This is a genomic window from Bermanella marisrubri (genome assembly GCF_012295615.1).
Lineage (GTDB): Bacteria > Pseudomonadota > Gammaproteobacteria > Pseudomonadales > Oceanobacteraceae > Bermanella > Bermanella marisrubri.
The window spans coordinates 2,664,506-2,689,941 of record NZ_CP051183.1 but is presented as its reverse complement, the minus strand read 5'-3'; the positions used below and the strand labels follow the sequence as shown (position 1 = coordinate 2,689,941).

Here is a 25,436-nt window from a genome sequence, read left to right as displayed (position 1 = left end):
CCCAATAATATAAAGGTTTCTGATTTATGCATCGTATTAATGTATATATTCCTGCAACTCACCTAGAACAAGTAAAGCTCGCTATGTTTGAAGCTGGCGCTGGACGCATTGGTAATTATGATCGATGCTGTTGGCAGATTGCAGGCCAAGGGCAGTTCCGCCCCTTAGAGGGCAATAATGCGTTTATTGGTGAGACTGGGCAGTTAGAGCTGGTGGAAGAATATAAGGTCGAAATGGTGGTGGCGGATGAGCATGTGAACGCGGTGATTGCTGCCATGCAGCAGGCCCATCCCTTTGAAGAGCCTGCCTATGATGTGTATAAACCCGTTGATTTACCCATTGCCATAGTAAGTTAGTAGTAACTTACATCGAGCTTTTTAATCCCCAACCTTCAGTCTTTCTTGAGGCTGAATATCTAATATACGAGTTTGGATGTGACCCGCTAGCATGTCTTCTTGATAAAAGCGCAGAGTTTTCTTCACCGTGGGAAACGCGATTTCTTCCCATGGAATCTCGTTCCAACTAAAGAGTTTTACTTCTAAGCTTTCGCTAGTACTGGCTGCATGTTCAGCGCTTTGCATTTGCGCTTCGAAAAATATATGAACTTGAGAAATGTGAGGTACGCTGATACTGGCTAGTAGTTGTCCGATGGCCACTTCTACGCCGGTTTCCTCTAGCGTTTCCCGCTGCGCGCCTTCTTCTAATGTTTCACCGTTTTCCATGAAGCCTGCGGGCAATGTCCAATAACCTTTCCTTGGCTCTATAGCGCGTCTGCAAAGCATGACTTTGTCTTCGAATAACGGCAGTGTGCCGGCAATAATACGAGGGTTTGTATAATGGATCGTGCCGCACTGAGTGCAGGTTGCTCGTTCGCGGTTATCGCCATCCGGAACGATGTACTCAACGGGATGAGCGCATTCGCTGCAGTATTTCATAGCCACCTTTAGCCCTAAGTTTTTCCCAGTATAACCATGGTGATAAGGGAAATCACTATAGAGAGGCTAGATGTGCAAGCTAATGATTTTAGCTGTCGATCGTTTGTTACTCTCGGCAGGTTGCTCGTCCTCGGAGCCTTGAATGCAGGTTTTTAGTTTGTGAAGCGAATCATGCATCATTTTACTGATCGTGATGCAAGAAGACATGGGATTTTTAGCAATCCGACGCTGACCATCGATTTGAAATTGAAGTCCCTCAAGGCGTTTTCGGTACTGCTCTGGTGCAGCATTAATGGCTGCTTGAACGTGCTCTTGGCGCAACCTCTCTAATGCGTCTGGATTGGCCTTAGCCATTTCCTTTAGCTGCTCGAAACTTGGCAAAGGCTTCTGCATACAACATCCCCAAAAAATTCATTTTAAAATTTGTAATTTTATGTTTCATAGTCTACCGAGCTTTTCACGTCGCCATAAGCTTGAAAACTCTTAAGATTTGGGGCAGGCCGTCAAATAACCAGCGCATCGGTTTTATGCCAATTCAATACGAGCTCTAAATAAACTTAATAAAAACAATAAGTTATAGTATTACGAGCGTCAGCCATGCTAAGTTTTTTGGTACTTTGGTAATAAAAGACCTGGATTACTAAAGCAAAATTTTATATGTCTTTGTGAAATATTGTGACCTAGTGCAGGCTGAATACGAGTTTTTATCGTAATTCTAGGTATGTCAGTTGAATGATCAATGATTGGATACACAGCCTTACATTATGGTGAAGTAAGGTACTGAAATTGATAGTTCAATTCGCTAGAATGCTGTAAAACTAAGGGAAAAGTCCAAATATGATATTAACCACACTGATTAATGGCGTTCAAAATCATCAACCGAGGACCCTAGAAATCAGTGAGTTGGCACAAGCGGCTGTATTGGTCGCAGTTACCGACGCGCCTGAACCAGAAGTGATACTGACTTTGCGCTCCAGTGAAATGCCCACTCATCAAGGTGAAGTGGCGTTCCCCGGCGGTAAATGTGAGGCCACAGATCGCGATGTCATTGAAACGGCCTTGCGAGAAGCAGAGGAAGAAATTGGCCTCAACCCAGAGACGGTAAATGTGGTGGGACCCATGAGTCAGGTGATATCACGCTACGGATTTCTGGTTACTCCAGTGCTTGCAGTAGTTCCCCATGATGTGGTTCTGAGCAATGATAGTGACGAAATTGAAGCGTATTTTAGAGTACCACTTTCGTTCTTCATTGATGGTGAACCGGATAATATTGATAAGTTTGGATCGTTTAAAGGTCCTCGCTGGCAGTTTCAGAGCTTTACCATTTGGGGGTTAACGGCTGTGATGCTAGCAGAAATGCTCAATGAGTTTTGTGGTACCCAATTAGAACTAGCCATCGGTCATATACAAGACCACATGGACCAATTAATTAAAAATAATAAAGAAGGGTAGCGAAGATGGTTTACGCATTAGATGATCGCCAAATCCAAGTCCATGGAGAAGAATATTTCATTGCGGATAGTGCCGACTTGATTGGCAGTGTTGAGCTTCACAATAATGCCTCTATCTGGTTCAACGTCGTTGTGCGAGCTGATAATGATCTGATTATTATCGGCGAAGATAGTAATGTACAAGATGGTAGTGTTTTACATACGGATCCAGGTTTTAAGTTAACCCTGGGTAAAGGTGTCACTGTAGGTCATAAAGCGATGCTGCATGGTTGCGACATCGGTGATTACACCCTAGTAGGTATCAATAGTGTGATTCTTAATGGCGCTAAAATTGGCAAGCACTGTTTAATCGGCGCGAATACATTAATTCCTGAGGGCATGGAAATTCCAGATGGGTCGATGGTGTTAGGTAGTCCCGGTAAAATTAAACGTGAATTAAACGACGCACAGAAAAAACAACTTGAAATGAGTGCTGGCTTTTATGTACAAAACTTTAAACGCTATAAAGCCAAGCTGAAAGCACAGCAGGATTTTGCGCGTCAGAAATAGTGAATAAACGTTGGTTGGTTGTAGGTTATCGCTTATGAGTGAGAAAAATATTTTAGGTATGGTAAAGAGTCCCTGCGTTGCTGTTTGTGCATTGGATGAAAATGATGTCTGTATTGGTTGTTACCGTACCGGAGAAGAAATCACTCAGTGGGGAGAAATGAACAACGCGGAAAAAGAAGTGGTGTTGAAAAAAGTGGCAGAGCGAGAAGTCGCCTCGGGAAACATACTGTCATATTAATAGAGTAAAATGGGCCTAACAGGCCCATTTTTTTGGTCATGAAGAAATTTATATCACGTCATTTGGGGGAAAACCATGAGTGTTTCTATCGGCACACCCATGCGTAAACATGCAATACGCGTTTTATTATGTGGTTCAGGTGAATTAGGTAAAGAAGTTGCCATTGAATTACAGCGTTTGGGATGTGAGGTCATTGCGGTGGATCGCTATGCGGATGCCCCAGCTATGCAGGTTGCACATCGTCACCATACTGTGGACATGTTAAACGGGAGAGCGTTGCGCCGAGTAATAGAATTGGAGCAGCCGCATTTGATTGTGCCGGAAATAGAAGCTATCGCTACGGATACATTGGCAGAACTGGAGAGTGAAGGCTTTAATGTGGTGCCTACGGCCAAAGCGACGCAGCTTACTATGAATCGAGAGGGGATTCGCCGTCTGGCGGCAGAAGAGTTGAGTATTAAAACCAGTCCATATGAATTTGCGGCGACGTTTGATGAGTATCAAAATGCCATAAAAAATATTGGCTTACCTTGTGTTGTTAAACCTATCATGAGTAGTTCTGGCAAAGGCCAGTCCCTAGTAAAACGAGAGAGCGACATTCAAAAGGCTTGGGACTATGCGCAAGAAGGTGGACGTGCAGGCAAAGGTAAAGTCATTATTGAAGGCTTTGTCGATTTTGATTTTGAAATCACGCTACTCACGGTGCGCCATAGGGATGGCACTTCTTTTTGCGCACCCATAGGTCATCGACAAGAAAATGGTGATTACCAAGAATCTTGGCAGCCACAAGCTATGTCGGAAACTGCATTGAATAGTGCCCAAGATATTGCAGAAAAAGTCACAAGTGCATTGGGTGGTAAGGGGTTATTTGGTGTAGAGCTTTTTGTAAAAGGGGATGAAGTGATTTTTAGTGAAGTATCTCCACGTCCACATGATACTGGCTTGGTCACGTTGATTTCACAAAATTTAAGCGAGTTTGCTTTACACGCGCGAGCTATATTAGATTTACCAATTCCGAATATTCAGCAATATGGCGCTAGTGCATCTAGCGTCATTTTAGTTAATGGCGAAAGTGACCAAGTACGTTTTCTCGATTTGGAAAAAGCGCTTGCGATTGCAAATACGGACTTGCGTTTATTTGGAAAACCAGAAGTGCAGGGTCAGCGCCGTATGGGTGTCGCTTTAGCTAGGGCAGAAACCATTGATCAAGCGCGAGAAAACGCGCGCCAGAGCTCTGCAGCGGTTAAAGTAGAACTTTAGCTACGGCACATAGCTAATTCATTCGTCGGCTTATTGGCCCTTGAACCCAATGGCCAATATGCCGGCAATGACAATTGCTCCACCAACGAGCTGCATCGGTAGAAGAAATTGACCAAGGAAAACAAATCCTAAAAATAAAGACGCAACAGGTTCAAAGTTGAGCACTGGAGAATTTCGACCCATATCGAGTCGCGGTGCCAAAACGAAGAGCAAAGTAAATGCAATGCCGTAGAGTATTGATAAACCGAGTAAGCCAAACCAGCCCTCTGTAGCTTGCGGTACCTTTAATCCTCCGGGTACCCAGTCCATGGCCCCAGCAATGATCATTACAGCAACCACAGTCATCATCGTATAAGCACTTCGAACGGAACCAGGCAAGGCGTGCAAGTGGTACTGAGTCAGCCACATAGTAATCGCTAAGAAAAGAGCGGCGAGTAGACCAAGAATTATTCCTATTTGTTTTTCAGCAGTCATGTTTCCCAAGCTTGTTACATCGAGAACTAATGCCAGGCCAACAAGAATAAAAAACAATAAACCAAAGGTGAGTGCATCGGGTTGACGTTTACCCATTATCCAACTGGCTAGAATGAACATCATCGGCCATGTATTTACCAACAATAGGGACATAGCAACTGGGATACGCACGATAGAGGAATACAAACAAAGGCTCTGTAAAGCAATCAGAATGCCTAAGCTAAACACCCAGAATCGTTGTCCGGCGGGAATGGCAAATGAAGCTCTCTGACGATAAGCAATGATTAGCATCAGGCTTAATGCTGTGAGCCCGCGCAATAAGATCGCCAGTAAAAGTCCCGTATCATGTTCAAATGCAATGCGAGCAGAAATATGATTGCCAGCAAAAAGCGTAGCGGTTACCACAAGAATTAAAATGGCGTAAGGGCGGTGAATCAATTGAGGCATTCGTTACTCGAATAAACTGTGAAGTCAGAATGCATCTGACAACTGAGAAAACTGTAAGGTTAGTTCAAGACAAGGCTCATGACGAGCCTTACCGCTGAAACACTGTGTATAGAGTTGCTAAGAAATTAGCAGTTTATTTAGGAATCGGATAAATCTTAGCTGAGGCAATAGTATTGGCTTTTACTTTTAATATTTCGATAGGGTAATCGTCTATCTTTAAGCATATGTTGCTATCGGGGATCGATTCTAGATGTTCAATAATCAAGCCACTGAATGTTTTAGGTCCATCCATAGATAACTCATAATTTAAGGCTTTGTTTAATTCGCGAATGGTAATCGTGCCATCGATAATAAAACTACCATCGTCTTGCGGCATGACATCTAAACTTGTGGCTGACATATCAGTGGTGAAATCACCTACAATTTCTTCGAGTATATCTTCTAGTGTTGCTATACCTTGTACATTCCCGTACTCGTCTACCACGATAGCAATTCGACGTTGCTCACTTTGGAAGTTAAACAGCTGATTGTGTAACTGAGCCGTTTCGGGAACAAAGTAGGGTTCTCGGGTTGCCTGCAATAGCTCAGCTTTGGTGAACTCTGGTTGTGCTAAAACTTTGGCAGCATTGCGCATGTGCAGCATGCCCAAAATATTATTGATATTGCCTTTCCACACCGGCAGTCGAGTGTGCTGGCTGTTGCGTAGAGTATTTTCAATCTCACGAATATCGTCATCTAAATCTATGCCCACAATTTCATTGCGCGGCACCATGATGTCATTTACTCGCACTGTTTCGAGATCCAAAATAGAGAGAAGCATTTGCTGGCGTTTTGGCGGGATCATTGCACCTGCTTCATGAATCAATGTGCGGAATTCTTCGGTGCTCAATAGATCTTTACTGTCTTGATCGAGCTTTATACCCGTTAAGCGAATCAAGAAATTGGCAATGGTATTGACCACATACACAAACGGCATTAGTAGAAATAATAGAGGTCGCAATAAGTAGCTGAACGGGTAGGCGACCTTTTCTGGATGGTTGGCTGCAATGGTTTTTGGTGTTACTTCGGCGAATATTAAAACGACTAGAGTAAGCAACACAGTAGCTATTGACACCCCCAGTTCAGGGTTGTCTACCCAAATGCGTTGAGCAATTAACGTAGCAATGGATGCTGCAGCGATATTTACAAAATTATTGCCAATTAGAATGACGCCAATTAAGCGATCAGTACGAGCCAGTAATTGAGATGCACGTTTAGCACCGCCATGGCCTTGTTTAGCCAAGTGCCGCATGCGATAGCGATTTAAAGACATCATGCCCGTTTCTGAGCTAGAGAAGAAAGCAGAACACACTAATAAAACGAAAAGCGATATGAAAAGGACGCTTAATGGGATGTCGTTCACTCAGGTTTCCAATTGGCTAAAGAAGGGAGGAGTTTAACAGATTTTATGCTGAACCAAAGGGGCTGCGCTTACTTAGGGCCGCCCCAAAAGGATCTCCAACACAAATTTGCTGCCAAAGTAGGCCAGTATCAAGAAACTGGTGCCTGCCAAAGTCCAGCGAGAGGCTTGATTGCCACGCCAGCCGAATTTCCAGTGGGCGAACAATAAAAAGCTAAAGGTGGCCCACGCTAAAATTGTGAATGCAGTTTTGTGGACCAAGTGTTGAGCGAAGAAGTCCTCAATGAACACAAAGCCAGACAATATGGAGAGGGAAAGCAGCACAGTGCCCACTGTTAGCATCTCGAAAAGCAAGCGTTCCATGGTTTGCAGTGGTGGCAGTACCCGCATGATGCCGTCCAGTTGCTTATGCTTGAGATGATGATCTTGAACCATTAGTAAAATAGCCTGAAACGCTGCAATGATGAGTACACTGTAGGCCACAATGGACAATATTATATGACTTAGAATACCTGAACCAATGCTATGCTCGAGGCTCTCTGGTTGGTTAGGAGCTAGTATATTAATAATAAGAATGACCGCGCTCATGGGGAATACGCCGAGCAAAAGCGGCTCCAATGGTTTTTTCAAGGCACTGAGCACAAACAAGAAGCTGACTACCAAGGCGATGAGTGAGCCCACCATAAAAAAACCAAACGAAAACTGGCCTTCAGAGACAACAAAAACCCAATGTAAAACATGGCTCGCGACGGCTGATGTGCCAAGTCCTAAAACCAGTTGGCGATTAACCTTTTGCGGGTTTCCGATAGTTATGTATTGGCGTATGGCGCTAGCGCTATAAAGAACGATGGCGATGACAGCGAATGAAGTGGCCATTCCTAGTGTTTTTCCTCATACCTAACACAGAAGCTAATCCCCTGTGTTCATGCGTTGCAGTTATCTTTATAATTGGACTAATTGTGCACACAGATGGGTCGGAAGTATAGAGCCAAAAAGCGGCTCTCACGCGTTTAGGCCGAGAATTTACGCTAGATTAAAGTCCAAACCACGTGGCTAAGACCTAAGATTTGAGAAATTAAACATGTTTGAGAATTTACAAGACCGCTTAAATGGCGCGCTGCGCGCCATCAGTGGAAAATCAAAGATCACAGAAGACAACATCAAGGGAACGTTGCGAGAAGTTCGCATGGCCTTGTTAGAAGCAGATGTCGCTTTACCAGTGGTGAAAGCGTTTACTAACCAAGTAAAAGAGCGTGCCGTTGGTAGTGAAGTTCTAAAAAGTCTGAGTCCAGGTCAAGCATTCTTAAAGATCGTTCAGGAAGAGCTGCAAAGCGTCATGGGCGAGGCTAATGAAAGTTTGGATCTCGCTGCAAAGCCCCCTGCGGTCATTTTGATGGCAGGCCTACAGGGTGCGGGTAAAACCACCACAGTGGGCAAGCTTGCGCGTTACCTAAAAGAACGTGAAAAGAAAAAGGTCATGGTGGTGAGTGCGGATGTTTATCGTCCTGCGGCTATTAAGCAACTTGAAACGCTGGCCAGTGAAGTGGGTGCACAGTTCTTCCCATCAGATGAAAAGCAAAAGCCTGTAGATATCGCCAACAATGCAATCAAGGAAGCAAAAACACAATTTGCCGATGTGTTAATTGTCGACACGGCCGGTCGTTTGGCTGTTGATGAAGATATGATGGCCGAGATTCAGAGTTTACACAAAGCCATAGACCCAGTTGAGACACTATTCGTAGTCGATGCTATGACGGGTCAGGATGCTGCAAATACTGCAAAAGCGTTTAGCGAAGCATTACCGCTAACGGGTGTGGTATTGACGAAAGCTGACGGTGATGCTCGTGGTGGTGCAGCTCTTTCTGTGCGCCACGTGACAGGCAAACCGATCAAATTTATGGGTATGGGTGAGAAGACTGATGCGCTTGAGCCGTTCCACCCTGATCGTGTAGCGTCCCGTATTTTGGATATGGGTGATGTCATGTCGCTCATTGAGGAAGCCGAACGCAAGATTGACAAAAGTAAAGCCGACAAACTTGCGAAAAAACTGCAAAAAGGCAAAGGTTTTGATTTGGAAGATTTCCGAGACCAATTGCTGCAAATGAAAAACATGGGCGGCTTAATGGGCATGATGGATAAGCTGCCTGGTATGGGTAATATGGGCGCAGCGGCGGATCAGATGGGCGCTGCTGAAAAACAAATGGGACAGACCGAAGCCATCATAAACTCTATGACGCCAATGGAGCGAGCCTTCCCAGATAAAATCAACGGAAGTCGCAAAAAACGTATTGCCTCTGGTTCTGGCACCGATATCCAAGCCATCAATCGCGTCCTAAAGCAGCATAAGCAGATGCAAAAAATGATGAAGAAGATGAAGGGCAAAGGCGGCATGAAGAAAATGCTTGGCGCTATGAAAGGCATGGGTGGCCAAGGTGGTCCGGGGGGCGGTATGCCTCCTGGTATGGGCGGCCCAGGTGGAGGTTTTCCATTTAAATAGGTATGACTCAGCTGGCTTAGCAGCTATTGCCTCGCGTCACCACTTATAATTGCCAAGTAATAAAAAAGGCGCTGTAATTTTGATTGCAGCGCCTTTTTTGATTTTTATTGATCACTTTCTATGTTTCTAGGTGATCTCTTTGGATTAATCCACCAACCCAAAGGTCATGACATTCCATATACTGCGATGGTCCTTTTTGTGCCAGCCGCTGAGTTGAAACTTTCCGTCTACTAGTTGTTCGTGCTCTGGATAATTGGCTTTCAGTACTTTAAGGCTTTTGTCCGCCAAGTCTTTTTGACCTAACAAGGTGTAGGCTTCTACCATCATTGCTAGGCCGTCATCCACCTGTTTTGTGCCTTGAAAGTTCTCTACTACGTTTCGGCCACGATTTGCCGCCGCCACGTAAGCGTGGCGTTTTAGGTAATAGCGAGCCACATGGATCTCATGTAGGGCGATGCGGTCGCGCAAATAGATCATGCGTTGACGAGCGTCAGCGGCATATTCGCTATTGGGAAAGCGTTTTATGAGTTCCGCTAGTTCATTGAAAGACTCTTGCGCCGGGCTTGGATCGCGCTGTGATTCTTCATCAGCAAAGTAACGCTCTACTAGACTTAGCCCAAGTTCATAGGTTGTAAGCGCCTTCATGTAATAGGCGTAATCCACTTTTGGGTGCTGTGGGTGCAAGCGAATAAAGCGTTCCGCTGTCGCACGAGCATTTTCTAAATCTTGTGCTTGGTATTGCGCATGAATCATTTCGAGCTGCGCTTGCTCGCTGTATTTACCAAATGGGTAACGGTTTTCTAGGCGCTCTAGGGTTTCGATAGCCAAAAAGAAGTTTTCGTTCCCAATGGCTTCCATCGCCTTATCGTATATACCACGCTCGCTTAATTCTTGATCAGGACGTTTACCGGAAGAGGAACAGGCGGCCAAGCTGGCAATTGTTATTAGTAGAATCAGGAATCGCATAATCGTATCTGATATAATCTCGATATTTGAAATAAGTGGGGCATTTAACCACATGCATCTTGGATGACCAAGGTGCAAGCAGCCCCAATTTGATAAGGTTTATTGAAAAACCATGCCAGAGCATATTAACGAAACCGTTGTTGTCCCGAATGAACTCGGCAATAGGCGCTTGGATCAAATAGCCGCGCAATTGTTCCCTGACTACAGTCGCGCTCGTCTCCAGTCTTGGATTAAAGATGGCGAGCTAAAAATCGATGGCGCTGTGCGCAAGCCCAAAGACAAGCTGATAGGGGGAGAAACGCTTACGCTGGATGTGACGCTGCAAGCGGAGGGTGAATGGATAGCTGAAGATATCGACTTTCCAATTGTTTATGAAGACGAGCATATCATTGTTATTGATAAACCCGCGGATCTGGTGGTGCATCCAGCGGCGGGTAATCTAACTGGTACTTTGCTCAATGGCTTGTTGCATCATTGCCCATCGTTGGAAACAATCCCCAGAGCGGGCATTGTGCACCGTTTGGATAAAGACACAACTGGGTTAATGGTGGTGGCTAAGACGTTGCAAGCACAGAATCATCTTGTAGAACAGCTACAAAGCCGTCAAATGGGACGCGAATACGAGGCAGTGATACAGGGTAAAATGACGGGTGGCGGAAAAATCAGTGAACCTATCGCTCGCCACAGTAAAGATCGCACAAAGATGGCTGTCCATCCGACAGGCAAAGAGGCGATTACCCATTATCGAGTAGTAAAGCAATATCCAGCCCATACACATATCCGAGTCAAGTTAGAAACCGGTCGAACGCATCAAATTCGTGTACATATGGCTCATATGCAGCATCCTTTGGTTGGAGACGCAACCTATGGCGGTAAGGTGCGTTTCCCTAAAGGCCTTAGTCAGGAATTGCGAGAAGTATTGCGTGAGTTTCCACGCCAAGCACTGCATGCGGTGAAACTGGAGTTGCATCATCCTGCTACCAATGAATTAATGTCTTGGCAGGTGTCTTTGCCCGATGACTTTGAAGAGCTTCTGGAAGAATTGAATTACGACGCCGAACAATATCACGACGGAATTTAAAACCATGTACAGCGCAGATTGGCCGGTTCCAAAACATATTAAAACGTTGATTACAACGCGCGATGGCGGCGTGAGTAGCGCACCCTACGATAGTTTGAACCTTGGTCATCATGTCGAAGATGATCCGCAAGCGGTCAAGGAAAATCGTTCTCGCCTGTATCAACATTTGCCTGGTGAGCCTGCGTGGCTACAGCAGGTTCATGGCACAGTCGTGGTTGATGCAAATACAGCTCAATCAGGTATTGAAGCCGATGCTGTGTTCAGCGATTCACCAGCAGCAGTCTGCGCTGTCATGACAGCTGATTGCCTACCCGTCTTATTTACCAATGTGCAAGGTACAAAGGTGGCTGCAGCCCATGCAGGCTGGAAAGGCTTAATGGAGGGTGTATTAGAGGCAACACTTAGCAAGTTTTCTGGTGATGACGTAATAATCGCCTATTTGGGCCCTGCCATCGGACCGAATGCATTTGAAGTGGGGCCTGAAGTACGAGACGGTTTTATTGAGCGCAATGCTGATGCAGAGAGCTGTTTTAGAGCAAGCTCAAATAAGGGTAAATGGTTGGGTGATATGTACGCCCTTGCGCGCATTCGTTTATTGGCTCAGGGTGTCAAACGAATCTACGGTGGAATGGAATGTACGTTTACACAAGAGGACAAATATTTTAGTTATCGCCGAGATGGTATGACAGGACGCATGGCGTCCTGTATTTGGATAGAAAATCAGTAATAGTTAATTACAGGCTTCGTTTACACGTGCTTGAGTCTTTTTAATCATATCTTGGCGTTTCTGATCGTCAAGATATTCGCGCTCTCCAGCCTCGTTCGTCGTGAATACACGACCTCCTGTTTGCAATGTTGTAAGTTGTTCTCGTGCTTGTTCACAGCGTTTTTGTTGATCCTCAGCTTCCGCCCTTGCGCGCATTTTTTCTTCTTCATCTAGGCCACGCTCAATCGAATCTTTAAGTAGGCTTTCCCGTTGCTCCCGCAATCGTTTTTTCGCTTCTTCCGCCGAACCTGAAGTTCCTACAGTAATGTTTATCTGTTCAGCCTCTTTGGATTCGTTTGGAGGAAACTGAGAGAAATGAGTTTGTCCATTATCATCTACCCATTTATATACTTGGGCTAAACTGGGCATTGCGAAAAGCAACACTGAAATAAGAATGCTGATTCTCATGCTGATATCTCTTTTAGTATTTTTGGCGATAGATTATCAAATGCGCGCAGGCTAAACCATAGAGGGGTCTACAATCATGCAAAGTGATTAGTGAACCATTTGCATGCTCCGCTCTAAAAAATATACTTAATTTGTCGAAGTCTTAAGAGCCCAGTGTCCGTGTGGGCTTTCCGTGTTTTTCGATATTTATTTTGTTTTACTCCCAATTTACGGATGAAAACAGGGCTGAAATAGCCATTCTAGCTTGACTTAATAGGTACGAGTGTCAGAATATCGGGCCCCAAAATTTGCCGACGCAGATACCCCTGATCAGGCTTTTTTGCGGGTTCTGGAGACGACAACCTCGCTCCAGCCAGTTTTCAGTTGTTGCCTAAGATGCAGCAACATTATGGTGCAGTGCTATCCGTGCTTCATCCACTCGACATAAATGGTATGGCTCATGGGAATCTTTAACCCCATTTGAGTTGTGTATGAAAAGCCAACCTATTGAATTTCAAGCTCCCAATGGGGGGAGTTGTTGAAAAAGAGGAAAAAAGCGGTGGAAATGCTTTCCGGTGGAGAAATGTTAGTTCGCTCCTTGCATGAGGAAGGAGTTGAATATATTTATGGTTACCCAGGTGGTAGCTTGTTACACGTGTATGATGCTATTTATCAGCAAAGCGCGGTCAAGCACGTCCTGGTCCGTCATGAACAAGCGGCAGCCCATATGGCTGACGGTTACGCACGTGCATCTGGCAAACCTGGCGTCGTCATGGTGACCTCGGGTCCCGGCGCAACAAATACTATTACAGGTATTGCAACAGCCTTTACAGACTCAATTCCAATGATCGTTATCTCTGGACAGGTAATGAGTCACTTGATTGGTGATGATGCATTCCAAGAGACCGATATGATGGGTATCTCTCGTCCAATCGTTAAACATAGTTTTAGCGTAACGGATCCTCGTGATATCCCAGAGATTGTCAAAAAAGCGTTTTATATAGCGACTTCTGGTCGCCCTGGTCCGGTAGTAATAGACGTACCGAAAGATATGACTATGCCGAACGAACGCTTTGAATACGAATACCCTAAGAAAGTAAAAATTCGTTCTTACACACCACCAACGAAAGGTCACGCCGGTCAGATTCGTAAAGCAGTTGAACTAATGGTGAATGCCAAACGTCCGATCATTTATTCCGGTGGTGGCGTTATTTTAGGTGGTGCCCATGAGCAACTACGTAAACTGACTCGTGAATTAAATGCGCCTATTACGCAAACATTGATGGGACTAGGCGCTTATCCAGCAACTGACAGGCAGTCTCTTGGTATGTTGGGTATGCATGGTAGCTATGAAGCAAACATGGCGATGCATCATGCGGATGTAATTTTGGCGGTTGGCGCACGTTTTGACGATCGTGTAACTAATTCAACTGCTAAGTTCTGTCCAGATGCCACTATCGTTCATATCGACATCGATCCATCTTCTATCTCGAAAACGGTAGAGGTTGATGTACCAATCGTTGGCCCAGTGGATTCAGTATTGAATGATATGCTGGATATCTTGAGCAAAATGAAAGAGAGGCCAGACGCGGATGCATTGGCGTCTTGGTGGAAACAAATCGAAGAGTGGCGCAAGCGTCATGGTGGTCATTACGATAAAAATGACAACGGCTTACTTAAACCACAAGAAGCTATTGAAGGCCTTTGGGAAGCTACAAATGGTCAAGCGTACATCACTTCTGATGTAGGCCAGCACCAAATGTTTGCTGCTCAATATTATAAGTTTGATGAGCCTAACAAATGGATCAATTCCGGTGGTCTTGGCACCATGGGTTTCGGTTTGCCAGCCGCTATGGGTATTAAACTGAACTATCAAGACGATATGGTGGTTTGTGTAACTGGCGAAGGCTCTATTCAGATGAATATTCAAGAGCTTTCTACCTGTTTGCAGTATGGTATTCCGGTAAAAATCTTCTGCTTGAATAACGGCTATCTTGGTATGGTTCGTCAATGGCAGGATATGAACTATGAAGGTCGTCACTCTAGCTCTTATATGGAGTCACTGCCGGATTGGACGAAACTGGTTGAATCTTATGGTCACGTTGGTATCAATGTAGAAACCAAGGATCAACTTAAAGGTGCACTGGATGATTGCTTTAACAAATACAAAGATCGCTTGGTATTTGTCAATGTAGCGGTTGATCCAGAAGAACATGTATACCCAATGCAGGTTCCAATGGGAGCCATGCGTGATATGTGGTTAAGCAAAACGGAGCGCACCTAAGATGAGACGTATCATATCTATCCTGTTGGAAAATGAACCGGGTGCATTGGCTCGCGTTGTTGGTTTGTTCGCACAGCGTTCATACAACATTGAAACCCTAACCGTTGCACCAACCGAAGATGAAAGTTTGTCACGTATGACGATCACGACCACAGGTCCGGATCGTGTTATCGAGCAAATCACCAAGCAATTAAATAAATTGATTGCGGTTGTTAAGCTGGTGGATTTAACAGAAGGTGCGCATATTGAGCGTGAACTGATGCTGATTAAAGTCAAAGCATCCGGTGCCCAGCGCGCTGAAATTAAACGTACTGCCGATATTTTCCGCGGACAAATCGTGGATGTTACGTCAAACGTTTATACCATTCAGTTAACAGGTTCGACTGATAAGCTAGAAGCTTTCATCGATGCTATCGGTGAAAACTGTATATTAGAAACCGTTCGCACAGGTGTATCTGGTATTTCTCGTGGAGAGAAGACCTTAAGCTTGTAACGTATTCTGCGAACTTCGCTAAATATGAACCCTCCGCTTTAGAGAGCCGAGGGTTTTTTATTGCGAGCAAAGACAGCTAACTTTTTTTACTCAGCAAGTACACGCCGAGTATTACGAGCAATAGACCCGTTATATGGAAAAGGGTAATGCTTTCTCCTAAAATTAAGGCCGCCAAAATCGTGGTGAATAAGGGACCCGTTGTGCCGGTAATGGCGGTTCTCTCTGTGCCAATCACACTAATCGCACTGCTCATGGCATAGCTTGGAATAACCGTGCAGAAAAATGCCAGCGCAAAGCCATAGGCAAAAACTTCCCAAGGGTAGTCGATAATAGTTGCTATTGGCGTGTGCAACAGATTGACTTGAGTGAACAAGCAAGAAGCCACCATAGCAACAGAAGTAAATAATGTGGCACCCATTTTTTCAATCAAAGGTTTGCTGACCAATACATAGGTAGCAAAACTGAATGCACAGGCAATCATGAGAAACAAACCCAATGGTGAACCCGTAAGATTGAACTCACCGGGTAGCAATGTAAGCAAGCCCGCATAGACAACGCCAACGGCCACAACGACTCGCACACTTGGAAGTCGCTTGTCCCATAGTGCTTTCAATAACACTACTAGGCTTGGATAGGCATAGAGAATGATACGCTCAGCTTGAGCACTGATGGTTTCAAGTGCTAATAAATCTAAGTAGCTTGATAAAAAGTAGCCAATGAATCCAGCCGCCGCGCTTAAAGCAATTAAGCGTAAGCCACCTTTATAAGGCTTGATATAAAGCAGCATGAGCACTGCATAAAAAGGAAAGGCAAACCACATACGCAGCACCATAAAACCTTCGCTGTTGGCACCGAGCTCGTAGGCTTGTTTGATTAATATGGGTTTTAGCGAAAACATGAAGCTAGCCATTAAGGCCAGTGCCAATCCCTGTCTAAACGTAATATTCACAAGAAACTCCTTTGTGTATTTATATGCAGGCTGATTGGCAAAAAGGTTGAGTGTGGCGAGAGAGTAACCTGACTGCCAAACAGCCAGGCATGATTGAACCTAGCTGAGTGCGACGAGCAGCAGCCAGCTAAGCATGGTGAAAAAATAGGTACGAACTGAAGTGGTAGACGCCATAAAGCTCAAATTAATTAGAAAAAGCTAATAAGTTGTTCATTTAAGCGAGTTTCTATTTGACTTTCAAGCGCTATAATCCAAGCAATGATGAATTAGGGGTAAAGTATGAAAACACGTATTACTGAATTGTTAGGCATTGAGCATCCTATTCTATTGCCTGGTATGAGCTGGATTAGCACACCAGAGCTTGTGGCAGCGGTTAGTAACGCAGGCGGTTTGGGTATCCTAGCCACGGGGCCACTCAATAAAGAAGAAACTCGAGCTGCGATTCAGAAAATACGTACATTAACCAATAAGCCATTTGGTATTGGGGCAACGTTAATGATGCCGGGCGCCGTTGATAACGCTAAAGTGGCATTAGAAGAGCAAGTGCCTGTTATCAACTTCTCTTTAGGCAAAGGGGATTGGATAGTAAAAGCGGCTCACGAATATGGTGGTAAAGTCATTGCCACAGTGGTTACCGAAAAGCATGCAAAAAGTGCAGAGAAGATGGGAGCAGATGCCTTGCTCGTAACCGGTCATGAGGCGGCTGCACATGGCGGCGATGTGACGTCACTAGTATTGGTGCCAGCGATCGCTAGCAAAGTTTCGATTCCTGTTATTGCTACCGGTGGTTTTGCAGATGGTCGCGGTTTAATGGCAGCTCTATCTTTGGGTGCAGATGCTATCGCTATGGGATCTCGTTTTGCGACCAGTAAAGAAAGTCCGTTGCATCAGAATACAAAAGATGCCGTGGTCGAACGTGATGAAAATCAAACGATATATGGCAATAACTTTGATGGCTTGTATGCCCGAGTAATGAAAACGCCAACAGCTAAGAAAGCCATGAAAAAACCTGTGGGCTTCATTAAAGCGGCGTTATTAAGTGTTAAAGCGGCAAAAATCGCGAAAATGCCAGTACGTACCATTTTAGCGGGTCTGATTGTCCAGTTTGATAAAGTAAAACTATTGAGTTTGTTTGGTGCGGCCACAGAAAAGATTCAGGCAGCAACAGTGGATGGTGACTTACAAAAAGGTGTACAGTTCATTGGGCAAACGCAAGGGTTGATAGAAGATCAGCCCAGTGTGCAAGAAATCGTGGATCGCGTTTTAAATCAAGCAAAAACGATACATGAAGGGAATCAACAAAAACTTGGATAATATGTGAAAGTACTAAAGCAGATACCTGGCCCCGTATACTTCTTTATCGCAGCACAAGCCTTAGGCATGCTTACTGCACCTATGGTGATTTTTGTTGGCGGCTTTATAGGAGTTCAAATAGCGCCAACCCCAGCGTTGGCCACACTGCCTGTGGCTGCTTTAGTAATTGGTACTGCTCTAGCCAGTATGCCTGCGGCATTTATTATGCAGCGTATAGGCCGCCGCCAAGGTTTTATTTACGCCACCTTAGTAGCAATTCTAGGCTCCATTCTTGCCATATTCAGTATTCGTCATGAATTGTTCTGGGGAGTCTGCCTCAGCATTGTTTTATTGGGCATGCACCTAGCGTTTGTTCAGCAGTTTCGCTTTGCAGCGTTAGAGTTCGTTACAGCGGAGCTCGCCTCTATTACCGCCAGTATTATTATGATTGGTGGTTTGTTTGCTGCTTGGTTCGGTCCAGAAATTGCGCTGTGGGGCAAAGACCTTTTAGAGGTAGATTACAGCGGTAGCTTTGTTTTATTGGCTTTATGTCACATGATTTTACTGCTGCTCTTGAGTGTTATGGCATTCGCTGATGTACAAGAAAATTTTTCTAAAACAGAAGGTCGACCACTTTCACAGCTACTAAAAACACCGGCGATAGCCGCGGCTATCGCAAGTGCTGCCGTTGCCTACGCTGTAATGAGTTTAATCATGACGGCGACTCCGGTTAGTATGAGTGAGATTCAAAACTTTGCGTTGCAAGATACCAAAACAGTTTTGCAAAGCCACATAATGGCTATGTTTTTACCTTCTTTGTTTGCGCCTTTTTTATTGAAATATATTCGGACTCATACACTTCTGTTCTTGGGCCTACTGGCCATGGTACTTGCTATAACCATGGCTATATTGGATCAAAGCTACTGGGGCTACTGGTTTGCACTTGTGTTTTTGGGTGTTGGCTGGAATTTTTTATTTGTGGGCGGAACGGGATTGTTGGCGCAAAGCTATGCTCCTTCTGAGCGCTTTCGCATTCAAGGCGTCAACGAGCTGATGGTTTTTGGTACTCAAGCGATAGCGTCTATTGCCGCAGGTAGTATCGTATTCGGTTTTGGTTGGTTTGCACTAAACCTAGTCTCTGTGCCAATGCTTTTAGTTGCTTTATTTTTCATTGGGCGCTGGTATTTCTCTTCTCGAAGTGCGACTACGTCGTAAACAACAAATCCATTCCAGATTCTACGTCATGCAGTTGCTCGATATCAGCCTTGGCATTGACTGAATCCATATCAATGGCATGGGCGACAGTTGTTGGGAAGTCTTCTAAAATTTCATCATCACTGAGTTTTTGTTTGTGACTCTCATGTATATAACATGAAATATGCAGTAGCCCTGCCAGCGGTGAGATAGGATCAAAATTCAAAGGATTCGGGTGCTGACAGATACCATTTACAATATCGTTTGGAAACTTCCAACGTTTGGCGAGTTCTGCACCGATTTCCGCATAGTTATATCCCAGCATAGCGTTCTCAAGATCCAATCTTTTACCGCCAAACTGCATGGCTTTTTCAACTTTCTTCGCTTCATCAGGAAGCACCAATTGTAAAATAAGCTCGCCAATAGAATGGAGCATACCTGCGGTAAAGGCTGTCTCGCCATTAATTCCACAATAAGGAGCCAGCCATCGTGCAATTGCAGCAACGGCAAAGTTATCATTCCAATAGCCCTCTCGATCAAATTCAGGTGGTGTTTTAATCGCACCAGAGATGCCAGACGCCAAGACTAATGTGCGCAAAGTTGAAAACCCAAGCAGTACGGATGCTTCTGATGTGCTGCCTATTGTGCGGCTGACACCATAGTGTGCGCTGTTGGCTAAGCGTAGAACTTTAGCGGTTAATACTGGGTCCATGCTGATTTTGGTGGCAATGTCATCCATATCAAAATCATCATGATTAAAGGTCTCAATGAGATCCTGAACCACCTTAGGAATGCTGGGTAAAGGGGGTGATTTCGCAAAAATCGCATCGAAATCCATCACTTAGGCTCCTATCGTCCTTTATCGAAGTGCTCGAATTGTCCTCCAATAAGCCTAGGCCAAGGCACTTGGAATCGCTAATTTTTGTTGCTTCTAGATTACCTGATAAACTGGCGACAAATTGCCAACGGGATAACAGTATGGAAAAGATCGGCTTTATTGGTATAGGTCTTATGGGGTTGCCAATGTGTCAGCGCTTGTTGGCGGCCCATTGTGATTTAACGGTTTATAACCGTACGCCAAGTAAAACCCAGGCTCTACAAGAGCAGGGGGCAAAAGCGGTGGACAGTATCGAATCTCTGGTTTCCAGCGTCGACATCATTATGCTTTGTGTAAGCGATACGCTAGCAGTAGAGAGTGTCATGGCTGAGGCTTTACCTTATCTAAAACCGAAGCAAATCATTGTTGATTTCAGTTCTATTAGTCCTGCAGCCACTCGACAGCTTGCAACGTCAGTTGAGGCCAAGCAATGTGCATGGATCGATAGTCCCGTGTCTGGCGGTGTAGCTGGCGCAGAGGCTGGTAGTTTGGCGATTATGGTGGGTGGCGATACTCATATCTTGAAAACGATAGAGCCTATTTTGCAAAACCTAGGACAACGCATTACTCATATGGGTCCTAATGGGGCAGGGCAAACTAGTAAAATCTGTAATCAAATGCTGGTAAGTTGCAATGTATTAGTGATGGCAGAAGTCATGGCATTGGCTAAAAAGTCTGGAGTGGATGCAGCGCGTTTACCAGAAGCCTTGAAGGGTGGATTTGCCGATAGTCTTCCATTGCAACTCACGGGTCCAAGAATGGCAGAGCAGGATTTTGATGAAGTTAAATGGAAAGTCAAAACCCTGCTCAAAGATTTAGATATGGCCAATACACTAGCTCATGATATGACTAGCAGTGTGCCTATGGCTGGCTTAGGCGCCGAGCTTATGCGACAGCATGCCGCGAGAGGCTTCGCCGAGCAAGATCCGTCAACCCTTGTTATGCTGTATGAAGCCTTGCTAGAAAAATAAAGAGGACAACCCCATGCGTTTAGCAGCGAATTTATCATTGATGTTTACCGAAGTCCCTTTATTACAGCGTTTTCAAAAAGCCAAAGACGCTGGTTTTAAAACGGTAGAGATTCAATTTCCCTACGAAGAAAAAATTGAAGACTTAGTCAAGGCCAAGGAGGCGGCCAACGTCGATGTGTGCCTCATAAATTTACCGGCAGGGGACTTAATGCAAGGCGGGGAAGGTTTAGCGTGCGTTCCAGGTAAAGAAAAAGAATTCGAAGAGGCTATCAAGCTTGGCTTTCAATACGCGAAAGCGTTAGGGGTAAAATGCGTTAATGTACTGCCAGGTCGATGCGATCATGCAGGCGAGGCAGAAGTATATACCGAAGTCTTTAAAAAGAATTTAGTTAAAGCTGCAAGCGCATTAGCAAAGCATCATATCTTAGTCGTCTTTGAGGCAATCAATACCAAGGATATGCCGGGATTCCTTATCCACAATACTCAGCAAATGCTAGATGTATTAACGGAGCTTGATCATCCGAATATTAAAATGCAATTTGATGTCTATCATATGCATATTATGGACGGTAATGTGGATGAACAAATTCGCAACCATGGGCACCTTATAGGGCATATTCAGTTTGCGGATTATCCAGGGCGAGGTGAACCGCTCAGTGGTAATTTAAATTTTAAAAGCTTATTTAATGATATCCAGCATAGCCATTATAAGGGGTATGTAGCAGCTGAATACAAACCTACTGGGAAGACCGAAGACAGCTTAGCTTGGATGGAAAACCTGGACTTAGATTGGCTGCAAACCCAAATAGAAGTGCACGGTAATGGCTGAAGCTTTTAAAGAGAACCTTGGTCGTAGTGCCATTGTTGCTATCGCTGATGCGATCAAAAGTCAAAATACAGCATTTGATAAGCAACGCTTCATCGAATTGGCCAGTGAAGACTTGGATGAATTATCCTTGATGCAGCGCAATCGCCAAATAGCAGAAGTATTACAGCAAACACTTTCCTCTAATTTTGAGCAAAACTGCCAAGACCTAGTAGCCGCGTGTGAAGAGTTTGATCCACTAAGTGAGCAAGTAAAACGCTCAGGCTTGCGTAGCTGGCAGAGTCTTCCGATAAAAGAATACATAGGAAAGTACGGAGTTGAAGACATTCCTATCGCGCTGCAAGCGCTTGCGGATATTACTGCACTATTCAGTGCGGAGTTCGCTATTCGTCATTTACTATTGGCAGATGAAGATCAGGTTTTAAAGCATTTAGAAAACTGGTGTGAACATGATAATCATCATGTGCGCAGATTGGTTTCTGAAGGTACACGTCCTCGACTACCTTGGGGATTTCAGCTGACCAGTTTTATTAAGCGTCCAGAAAAGACATGGCCGCTATTGGAAAGGCTAAAAGATGATTCTAGCGATTATGTTCGCCTAAGTGTTGCTAATCATTTAAACGACATCGCAAAAGACCATCCGGATTGGTTGCAAAACCAGTTGCAAAATTGGGTCGAGCCACAAAATAAACATCGAGAAAAAGTCATTCGCCATGCCTGCCGTACACTGATTAAGCAGGGCCATGCAGGCACTCTTAATATGCTTGGCTATAAGCCATTAGTGGTAGCAGATGGTGAGTTAAGTATTCTTACACCGGTTGTCCAGTATGGTGATAAGTTAGCATTTTCTTTTTGCTTTCAATCCACACCCAAAAGCCCTGTCATTATCGATTACTTAATTGATTTTCAGAAAGCCAATGGCAGTTTGGCGCCTAAGGTATTCAAGTGGAAAAATACTCAGCTAAGTAATACTGGAGAATTTAACGGCGAGCGCAGCCATGCTATTAAGCCTGTAACAACACGACGCTATTATAACGGGCACCATGAGTTAGCCATCTTGGTCAATGGTCAAGAAGTGGCTAGGCAAAGCTTCACACTTGAAGGCTGTTAAGTCCTTTTTTATTTCTTGTGAAATAATACAATCACATTGTTGGCAGGAAGACGCTCAATCTTGAAGAAGTTTAAGCCCGCCTCAGTTGCCCATGAACATAGAGAATCAATTTCTTTAATACCGGCATCAGGGTGAATATCTTGCTTAAGCCAAGTATCCAATTGTCGATTCCCCTCACTGGTATAGCCATGTTCATTGATGGGACCATAGCAAGCCAATAGACCGTCTTGTTTTAGAACCTTAGCGACTTGAGTGAATAGGGTTTGTACCGTGTCAGCGGTGACAAAATGCAGAAGATTGGCACAGAACGCGTAGTCATAGCGTTCGTTTGGCCAATGATCTTGATTGATATTCAGTGCGATCGGGCTAGGGGTATTGTCTAGACCAGCCTCGCTAATCCAAGCACGTATACCACCCAAATTGTCCGCCAATTCGCTGCTTTGCCAAATCAAGTGCGGTAGGTGTTGGGCAAAATACACGCAATGTTGCCCTGTGCCGCTGGCCAGCTCTAGCACCTTACCTTTTTCAACAAAGTGTTCCGCGAGACAATTGCAAATAGGTTCTTGATTACGCAAACAAGGCTGGCAAACCGGTTTATCCATGTCACAATACACAGCTGAGAATGAATGACTATTTAAAGAGAATTATAGGAGGTATGCAATGCGTGTTGTCATCACAGGTGCAAACCGCGGTATCGGCTTGGCCATGGCGCAGCAACTTCATGAACAAGGTCACGAGCTGATTGCTGTTTGTCGAGAAGAATCAGAAGAGCTTGAGGCCATTGCCGATCAAATCATCAGTGGTATCGATATTACCAATGATGAAGCGGTTGCCCAATTAACACAGGTTATTCAACTAAGCCTTGCGGACGGTGAGAAGGTAGATTGCCTGATTAATAATGCAGGTCTTTTGGAATCGGAAAGTCTAGACGAATTAAATCTTGATACGATTCGCGCACAGTTTGAAATCAATGCCTTGGCACCTTTAAAGCTCGCAGAAGCGGTTCTGCCATTGATGGGCGAAGGTGGTAAAATTGCCAACATAACCAGCCGTATGGGTAGTATCGAAGATAATACCAGCGGTGGCTATTATGGTTATCGGGCTAGTAAAGCCGCGCTGAATGCGTTTGGTAAATCTCTTGCCATGGATCTTAAGCCTAAAGGGATAGCTGTTGCCCAATTGCACCCAGGCTTTGTACAAACTCGCATGGTTGGATTCAACGGTGACCTGACTCCTGAGCAAGCGGCATCAGGTTTGTTGCAGCGTATTGAAGAATTAACCTTAGAAAATACCGGTGGTTTTTGGCATAGCAACGGCCAAACACTCCCTTGGTAAGCCAAGAGTGATCTCTGAGCTTATGTTTTATTAGGAAGCAGTAATGAGTATCGAAAAAGATAAAGTTGTGTATTTTCACTACACGCTAAGCGGTGAAGATGGCCAGACCTTTGAGACCAGTACCGGTAGTCATCCCATGACGTACCTACATGGTCACAATAATATTCTTCCCGCCCTTGAAGCCGAGTTCGTAGGCAAAAACGAAGGTGATCAGTTCCAAGTGACGTTGCCTCCCGAAAAAGCCTATGGCATGCGCAATGAAGAGGGTGTTCAGCGCATTCCCATTAAGCACTTGGCGACAAAAGGCAAGCTGCAAAAGGGCATGGCGGTCAAAGTGAATACCGATAAAGGCTTGCGTGACGTGACCATTGTTAAAGTGGGCAAATTCAATGTGGATGTGGATACCAACCATCCATTGGCGGGTAAAACACTGACCTTCGATATCAGTATTGAAGAAGTGCGTGCTGCTGAAGCAGAAGAGTTAAGCCATGGTCATGTCCACGGCGTTGGTGGTCATCAGCACTAGCAGTTAATGAAGGATGGAAGGGTGTGGTAATGGAGTATGCTGATTTGAATTTTGAAACGTTAAAGTCCTCGTTGAAAGAAAAGCGAGGAGAATTATCAGAGACCCATGCCACGCGCCTACATCGCGCCATTAGCTGGCTAAAATGTGCTGAAGAGCAATCAGAAAACCCAGACCTCCAGCTCATAAGTTTGTGGATAGCATTTAATGCGTGCTACGCCGTCGATGAAGGCGGCAGCGAATCCCTAGCAGAACAATTTGCGTTTCAGCGGTTTGTTTCAAAGCTAGTCAGGCATGACCAGTCGCAAGCTATTTATGCCTGCCTTTGGCAAACCTATTCCGGCCCAGTGAAAGCGCTGATTAAAAATCCTTATGTGTATCACGGGTTTTGGTTAGCAAAGCGCCGCGATATTGAAGACGAATCTTGGTCGGAACAATTTGATCGTTCTAGTGTTGAAGCGTTGAATTTTTTAAGCCGTCAAAATGTAGAAGGGCTACTTGGCATTGTGCTGGATAGGTTGTTTGTACTTCGCAACCAAGTCATTCATGGCGGTGCAACCTATCAAAGCCAAATTAATCGAACCCAAGTGAGTGACGGTGTGAAGCTGCTCGGGGCGTTAGTGCCTACTGTTTTAGAAATTATGTTAGACACCCCAGAAGAAGACTGGGGCGATATTTACTATCCTGTTATTAATCAATAACCGTTAATGCAATGTAGGTTTTTCGTCAGAATCTGGCTCAATGGTGGGACTTGATTCTTCCTCATCATCATAATCACGTGCATTGTGAAACTCTTGCAAGATAAGCTGGATTAACTCCATCTTCTTTACCAAGTCTTTTAGTAATGGCTCAAACGCTGGGTCGTTTACATCTTCAGGCAACGCCTGATAATCCTTATCCAATTCTTCGATGTAGGGTAAAAAACGATTGGCGGTCGTTTGAAAAATACTATCCTGAGGAAAAATAGCAGTGAACTTTGCTTTGTTTTCTGCTTTTAGCGCTTCAATTATTTCGTCTGCTTGTTGCGCAAAAGGGATAATTGCTTTCAAGGCATCTTCAATACGTTGATGTAATACACTATCGGACATGACTAATCTTTTTTTGTGGCAATGGAGTTACGATACCATGCT

At 44.7% G+C, this 25,436-nt stretch carries 29 protein-coding genes; 18 read left to right on the top strand and 11 right to left on the bottom strand.

All coding sequences use genetic code 11. The features are described 5' to 3' along the window. Positions 1-26 precede the first annotated feature (26 nt). Entirely contained in the window at positions 27-356 is a 330-nt protein-coding gene (locus HF888_RS12490; protein ID WP_007019159.1) for a YqfO family protein, read from the top strand. A gap of 21 nt (positions 357-377) precedes the next feature. Here HF888_RS12490 and HF888_RS12485 read toward each other — a convergent pair whose 3' ends face one another. Beyond that, a complete protein-coding gene (locus HF888_RS12485) occupies positions 378-935 on the bottom strand; it encodes an NUDIX hydrolase (protein WP_007019160.1) in 558 nt (185 codons plus the stop codon). 66 nt (positions 936-1,001) lie between these two features. Continuing rightward, entirely contained in the window at positions 1,002-1,328 is a 327-nt protein-coding gene (locus tag HF888_RS12480; protein WP_007019161.1) for a DUF3135 domain-containing protein, read from the bottom strand. A gap of 444 nt (positions 1,329-1,772) precedes the next feature. Between HF888_RS12480 and HF888_RS12475 the strand changes: the two genes are divergently transcribed. The 4 genes from HF888_RS12475 to purT all read left to right on the top strand — a co-directional run bounded on the left by HF888_RS12475 (position 1,773) and on the right by purT (position 4,433). Beyond that, positions 1,773-2,387 (top strand): NUDIX hydrolase, encoded by a 615-nt coding sequence (locus tag HF888_RS12475; RefSeq protein WP_007019162.1) that lies wholly within the window; start codon positions 1,773-1,775, stop codon positions 2,385-2,387. A 5-nt stretch (positions 2,388-2,392) separates the two neighbouring features. Next, positions 2,393-2,935 carry a gamma carbonic anhydrase family protein gene (locus HF888_RS12470; RefSeq protein ID WP_007019163.1) on the top strand — a complete coding sequence of 181 codons (543 nt, stop codon included), beginning with the start codon at positions 2,393-2,395 and terminating at the stop codon, positions 2,933-2,935. Positions 2,936-2,969: 34 nt separating this feature from the next. Further along, on the top strand, positions 2,970-3,173 hold the full coding sequence (locus HF888_RS12465) for a DUF1289 domain-containing protein (protein WP_007019164.1): 204 nt from the start codon (positions 2,970-2,972) through the stop codon (positions 3,171-3,173). A 75-nt stretch (positions 3,174-3,248) separates the two neighbouring features. Next, positions 3,249-4,433: a formate-dependent phosphoribosylglycinamide formyltransferase gene (gene purT / locus HF888_RS12460; protein WP_007019165.1), complete on the top strand. Its 1,185-nt coding sequence runs from the start codon at positions 3,249-3,251 to the stop codon at positions 4,431-4,433. Between the two features lie 30 nt (positions 4,434-4,463). Here the strand turns inward: purT and HF888_RS12455 are convergent, their stop codons facing one another. The 3 genes from HF888_RS12455 to HF888_RS12445 all read right to left on the bottom strand — a co-directional run bounded on the left by HF888_RS12455 (position 4,464) and on the right by HF888_RS12445 (position 7,629). Then, the gene (locus HF888_RS12455; RefSeq protein WP_007019166.1) at positions 4,464-5,354 is read right to left on the bottom strand and encodes a DMT family transporter; all 891 of its coding nucleotides are present in this window, start codon (positions 5,352-5,354) and stop codon (positions 4,464-4,466) included. A gap of 133 nt (positions 5,355-5,487) precedes the next feature. After that, a complete protein-coding gene (locus HF888_RS12450; protein ID WP_040298272.1) occupies positions 5,488-6,756 on the bottom strand; it encodes an HlyC/CorC family transporter in 1,269 nt (422 codons plus the stop codon). A gap of 72 nt (positions 6,757-6,828) precedes the next feature. Continuing rightward, positions 6,829-7,629 carry a cytochrome C assembly family protein gene (locus HF888_RS12445; protein WP_007019169.1) on the bottom strand — a complete coding sequence of 267 codons (801 nt, stop codon included), beginning with the start codon at positions 7,627-7,629 and terminating at the stop codon, positions 6,829-6,831. A gap of 205 nt (positions 7,630-7,834) precedes the next feature. Between HF888_RS12445 and ffh the strand changes: the two genes are divergently transcribed. After that, positions 7,835-9,250, top strand: a complete 1,416-nt coding sequence (gene ffh, locus HF888_RS12440; RefSeq protein ID WP_007019170.1) for a signal recognition particle protein — start codon at positions 7,835-7,837, stop codon at positions 9,248-9,250. 144 nt (positions 9,251-9,394) lie between these two features. On the opposite strand, the gene HF888_RS12435 is transcribed toward ffh, so the two are convergent. Beyond that, complete coding sequence (locus HF888_RS12435; protein WP_040298282.1) at positions 9,395-10,216, bottom strand: outer membrane protein assembly factor BamD; 822 nt, start codon at positions 10,214-10,216, stop codon at positions 9,395-9,397. A gap of 112 nt (positions 10,217-10,328) precedes the next feature. Here HF888_RS12435 and rluD point away from each other — a divergent pair, with 112 nt between their 5' ends. Together rluD and pgeF are read left to right on the top strand one after the other, a co-directional pair. Continuing rightward, a complete protein-coding gene (rluD, locus tag HF888_RS12430) occupies positions 10,329-11,297 on the top strand; it encodes a 23S rRNA pseudouridine(1911/1915/1917) synthase RluD (RefSeq protein WP_007019172.1) in 969 nt (322 codons plus the stop codon). A gap of 4 nt (positions 11,298-11,301) precedes the next feature. Beyond that, positions 11,302-12,024: a peptidoglycan editing factor PgeF gene (pgeF, locus tag HF888_RS12425; RefSeq protein WP_007019173.1), complete on the top strand. Its 723-nt coding sequence runs from the start codon at positions 11,302-11,304 to the stop codon at positions 12,022-12,024. Positions 12,025-12,027: 3 nt separating this feature from the next. Here the strand turns inward: pgeF and HF888_RS12420 are convergent, their stop codons facing one another. Continuing rightward, complete coding sequence (locus HF888_RS12420) at positions 12,028-12,471, bottom strand: DUF4124 domain-containing protein (protein ID WP_007019174.1); 444 nt, start codon at positions 12,469-12,471, stop codon at positions 12,028-12,030. 538 nt (positions 12,472-13,009) lie between these two features. Between HF888_RS12420 and HF888_RS12415 the strand changes: the two genes are divergently transcribed. Together HF888_RS12415 and ilvN are read left to right on the top strand one after the other, a co-directional pair. Continuing rightward, the gene (locus HF888_RS12415; protein ID WP_007019175.1) at positions 13,010-14,734 is read left to right on the top strand and encodes an acetolactate synthase 3 large subunit; all 1,725 of its coding nucleotides are present in this window, start codon (positions 13,010-13,012) and stop codon (positions 14,732-14,734) included. Position 14,735: 1 nt separating this feature from the next. Further along, on the top strand, positions 14,736-15,227 hold the full coding sequence (gene ilvN / locus HF888_RS12410) for an acetolactate synthase small subunit (RefSeq protein WP_007019176.1): 492 nt from the start codon (positions 14,736-14,738) through the stop codon (positions 15,225-15,227). Positions 15,228-15,303: 76 nt separating this feature from the next. On the opposite strand, the gene HF888_RS12405 is transcribed toward ilvN, so the two are convergent. Beyond that, positions 15,304-16,176 carry a DMT family transporter gene (locus HF888_RS12405; RefSeq protein WP_040298274.1) on the bottom strand — a complete coding sequence of 291 codons (873 nt, stop codon included), beginning with the start codon at positions 16,174-16,176 and terminating at the stop codon, positions 15,304-15,306. Between the two features lie 279 nt (positions 16,177-16,455). Between HF888_RS12405 and HF888_RS12400 the strand changes: the two genes are divergently transcribed. Together HF888_RS12400 and HF888_RS12395 are read left to right on the top strand one after the other, a co-directional pair. Continuing rightward, the gene (locus HF888_RS12400; protein WP_007019178.1) at positions 16,456-17,490 is read left to right on the top strand and encodes an NAD(P)H-dependent flavin oxidoreductase; all 1,035 of its coding nucleotides are present in this window, start codon (positions 16,456-16,458) and stop codon (positions 17,488-17,490) included. Between the two features lie 3 nt (positions 17,491-17,493). Beyond that, complete coding sequence (locus tag HF888_RS12395) at positions 17,494-18,684, top strand: MFS transporter (protein WP_007019179.1); 1,191 nt, start codon at positions 17,494-17,496, stop codon at positions 18,682-18,684. Here HF888_RS12395 and HF888_RS12390 read toward each other — a convergent pair. Further along, a complete protein-coding gene (locus HF888_RS12390) occupies positions 18,674-19,501 on the bottom strand; it encodes an HDOD domain-containing protein (protein WP_007019180.1) in 828 nt (275 codons plus the stop codon). The genes HF888_RS12395 and HF888_RS12390 overlap by 11 nt on opposite strands. Between HF888_RS12390 and HF888_RS12385 the strand changes: the two genes are divergently transcribed. The 3 genes from HF888_RS12385 to HF888_RS12375 are packed head-to-tail and all read left to right on the top strand — an operon-like array spanning position 19,471 to position 22,448. Continuing rightward, positions 19,471-20,511 carry an NAD(P)-dependent oxidoreductase gene (locus tag HF888_RS12385; RefSeq protein ID WP_342354108.1) on the top strand — a complete coding sequence of 347 codons (1,041 nt, stop codon included), beginning with the start codon at positions 19,471-19,473 and terminating at the stop codon, positions 20,509-20,511. The genes HF888_RS12390 and HF888_RS12385 overlap by 31 nt on opposite strands. Before the next feature lie 13 nt (positions 20,512-20,524). Beyond that, positions 20,525-21,340: a hydroxypyruvate isomerase family protein gene (locus HF888_RS12380; RefSeq protein WP_007019182.1), complete on the top strand. Its 816-nt coding sequence runs from the start codon at positions 20,525-20,527 to the stop codon at positions 21,338-21,340. Next, positions 21,333-22,448, top strand: a complete 1,116-nt coding sequence (locus HF888_RS12375; RefSeq protein ID WP_007019183.1) for a DNA alkylation repair protein — start codon at positions 21,333-21,335, stop codon at positions 22,446-22,448. Before HF888_RS12380 ends, HF888_RS12375 begins: the two co-directional genes overlap by 8 nt. An 8-nt stretch (positions 22,449-22,456) precedes the next feature. Here the strand turns inward: HF888_RS12375 and HF888_RS12370 are convergent, their stop codons facing one another. Further along, positions 22,457-23,050: a DUF938 domain-containing protein gene (locus tag HF888_RS12370; RefSeq protein WP_007019184.1), complete on the bottom strand. Its 594-nt coding sequence runs from the start codon at positions 23,048-23,050 to the stop codon at positions 22,457-22,459. Positions 23,051-23,108: 58 nt separating this feature from the next. Between HF888_RS12370 and HF888_RS12365 the strand changes: the two genes are divergently transcribed. From HF888_RS12365 to HF888_RS12355, 3 genes are read left to right on the top strand one after another with little or no spacing between them, the layout of a single operon-like run. Beyond that, entirely contained in the window at positions 23,109-23,783 is a 675-nt protein-coding gene (locus HF888_RS12365; RefSeq protein ID WP_007019185.1) for an SDR family oxidoreductase, read from the top strand. A 43-nt stretch (positions 23,784-23,826) separates the two neighbouring features. Continuing rightward, on the top strand, positions 23,827-24,309 hold the full coding sequence (locus HF888_RS12360) for an FKBP-type peptidyl-prolyl cis-trans isomerase (RefSeq protein WP_007019186.1): 483 nt from the start codon (positions 23,827-23,829) through the stop codon (positions 24,307-24,309). A gap of 29 nt (positions 24,310-24,338) precedes the next feature. Then, positions 24,339-25,007, top strand: a complete 669-nt coding sequence (locus tag HF888_RS12355; RefSeq protein WP_007019187.1) for a HEPN domain-containing protein — start codon at positions 24,339-24,341, stop codon at positions 25,005-25,007. 3 nt (positions 25,008-25,010) lie between these two features. Here HF888_RS12355 and HF888_RS12350 read toward each other — a convergent pair whose 3' ends face one another. Beyond that, positions 25,011-25,394: a hypothetical protein gene (locus tag HF888_RS12350; RefSeq protein ID WP_007019188.1), complete on the bottom strand. Its 384-nt coding sequence runs from the start codon at positions 25,392-25,394 to the stop codon at positions 25,011-25,013. Positions 25,395-25,436 lie beyond the last annotated feature (42 nt).

What these genes read in the sequence shown, in the direction of transcription:
- HF888_RS12490 (WP_007019159.1), top strand. Translation starts at nt 27, where the DNA reads ATGCATCGTATTAATGTATATATTCCTGCAACTCACCTAGAACAAGTA.
- HF888_RS12485 (WP_007019160.1), bottom strand. Translation starts at nt 935, where the DNA reads ATGAAATACTGCAGCGAATGCGCTCATCCCGTTGAGTACATCGTTCCG.
- HF888_RS12480 (WP_007019161.1), bottom strand. Translation starts at nt 1,328, where the DNA reads ATGCAGAAGCCTTTGCCAAGTTTCGAGCAGCTAAAGGAAATGGCTAAG.
- HF888_RS12475 (WP_007019162.1), top strand. Translation starts at nt 1,773, where the DNA reads ATGATATTAACCACACTGATTAATGGCGTTCAAAATCATCAACCGAGG.
- HF888_RS12470 (WP_007019163.1), top strand. Translation starts at nt 2,393, where the DNA reads ATGGTTTACGCATTAGATGATCGCCAAATCCAAGTCCATGGAGAAGAA.
- HF888_RS12465 (WP_007019164.1), top strand. Translation starts at nt 2,970, where the DNA reads ATGAGTGAGAAAAATATTTTAGGTATGGTAAAGAGTCCCTGCGTTGCT.
- purT (WP_007019165.1), top strand. Translation starts at nt 3,249, where the DNA reads ATGAGTGTTTCTATCGGCACACCCATGCGTAAACATGCAATACGCGTT.
- HF888_RS12455 (WP_007019166.1), bottom strand. Translation starts at nt 5,354, where the DNA reads ATGCCTCAATTGATTCACCGCCCTTACGCCATTTTAATTCTTGTGGTA.
- HF888_RS12445 (WP_007019169.1), bottom strand. Translation starts at nt 7,629, where the DNA reads ATGGCCACTTCATTCGCTGTCATCGCCATCGTTCTTTATAGCGCTAGC.
- ffh (WP_007019170.1), top strand. Translation starts at nt 7,835, where the DNA reads ATGTTTGAGAATTTACAAGACCGCTTAAATGGCGCGCTGCGCGCCATC.
- HF888_RS12435 (WP_040298282.1), bottom strand. Translation starts at nt 10,216, where the DNA reads ATGCGATTCCTGATTCTACTAATAACAATTGCCAGCTTGGCCGCCTGT.
- rluD (WP_007019172.1), top strand. Translation starts at nt 10,329, where the DNA reads ATGCCAGAGCATATTAACGAAACCGTTGTTGTCCCGAATGAACTCGGC.
- pgeF (WP_007019173.1), top strand. Translation starts at nt 11,302, where the DNA reads ATGTACAGCGCAGATTGGCCGGTTCCAAAACATATTAAAACGTTGATT.
- HF888_RS12420 (WP_007019174.1), bottom strand. Translation starts at nt 12,471, where the DNA reads ATGAGAATCAGCATTCTTATTTCAGTGTTGCTTTTCGCAATGCCCAGT.
- ilvN (WP_007019176.1), top strand. Translation starts at nt 14,736, where the DNA reads ATGAGACGTATCATATCTATCCTGTTGGAAAATGAACCGGGTGCATTG.
- HF888_RS12400 (WP_007019178.1), top strand. Translation starts at nt 16,456, where the DNA reads ATGAAAACACGTATTACTGAATTGTTAGGCATTGAGCATCCTATTCTA.
- HF888_RS12390 (WP_007019180.1), bottom strand. Translation starts at nt 19,501, where the DNA reads ATGGATTTCGATGCGATTTTTGCGAAATCACCCCCTTTACCCAGCATT.
- HF888_RS12380 (WP_007019182.1), top strand. Translation starts at nt 20,525, where the DNA reads ATGCGTTTAGCAGCGAATTTATCATTGATGTTTACCGAAGTCCCTTTA.
- HF888_RS12375 (WP_007019183.1), top strand. Translation starts at nt 21,333, where the DNA reads ATGGCTGAAGCTTTTAAAGAGAACCTTGGTCGTAGTGCCATTGTTGCT.
- HF888_RS12370 (WP_007019184.1), bottom strand. Translation starts at nt 23,050, where the DNA reads ATGGATAAACCGGTTTGCCAGCCTTGTTTGCGTAATCAAGAACCTATT.
- HF888_RS12365 (WP_007019185.1), top strand. Translation starts at nt 23,109, where the DNA reads ATGCGTGTTGTCATCACAGGTGCAAACCGCGGTATCGGCTTGGCCATG.
- HF888_RS12360 (WP_007019186.1), top strand. Translation starts at nt 23,827, where the DNA reads ATGAGTATCGAAAAAGATAAAGTTGTGTATTTTCACTACACGCTAAGC.
- HF888_RS12355 (WP_007019187.1), top strand. Translation starts at nt 24,339, where the DNA reads ATGGAGTATGCTGATTTGAATTTTGAAACGTTAAAGTCCTCGTTGAAA.
- HF888_RS12350 (WP_007019188.1), bottom strand. Translation starts at nt 25,394, where the DNA reads ATGTCCGATAGTGTATTACATCAACGTATTGAAGATGCCTTGAAAGCA.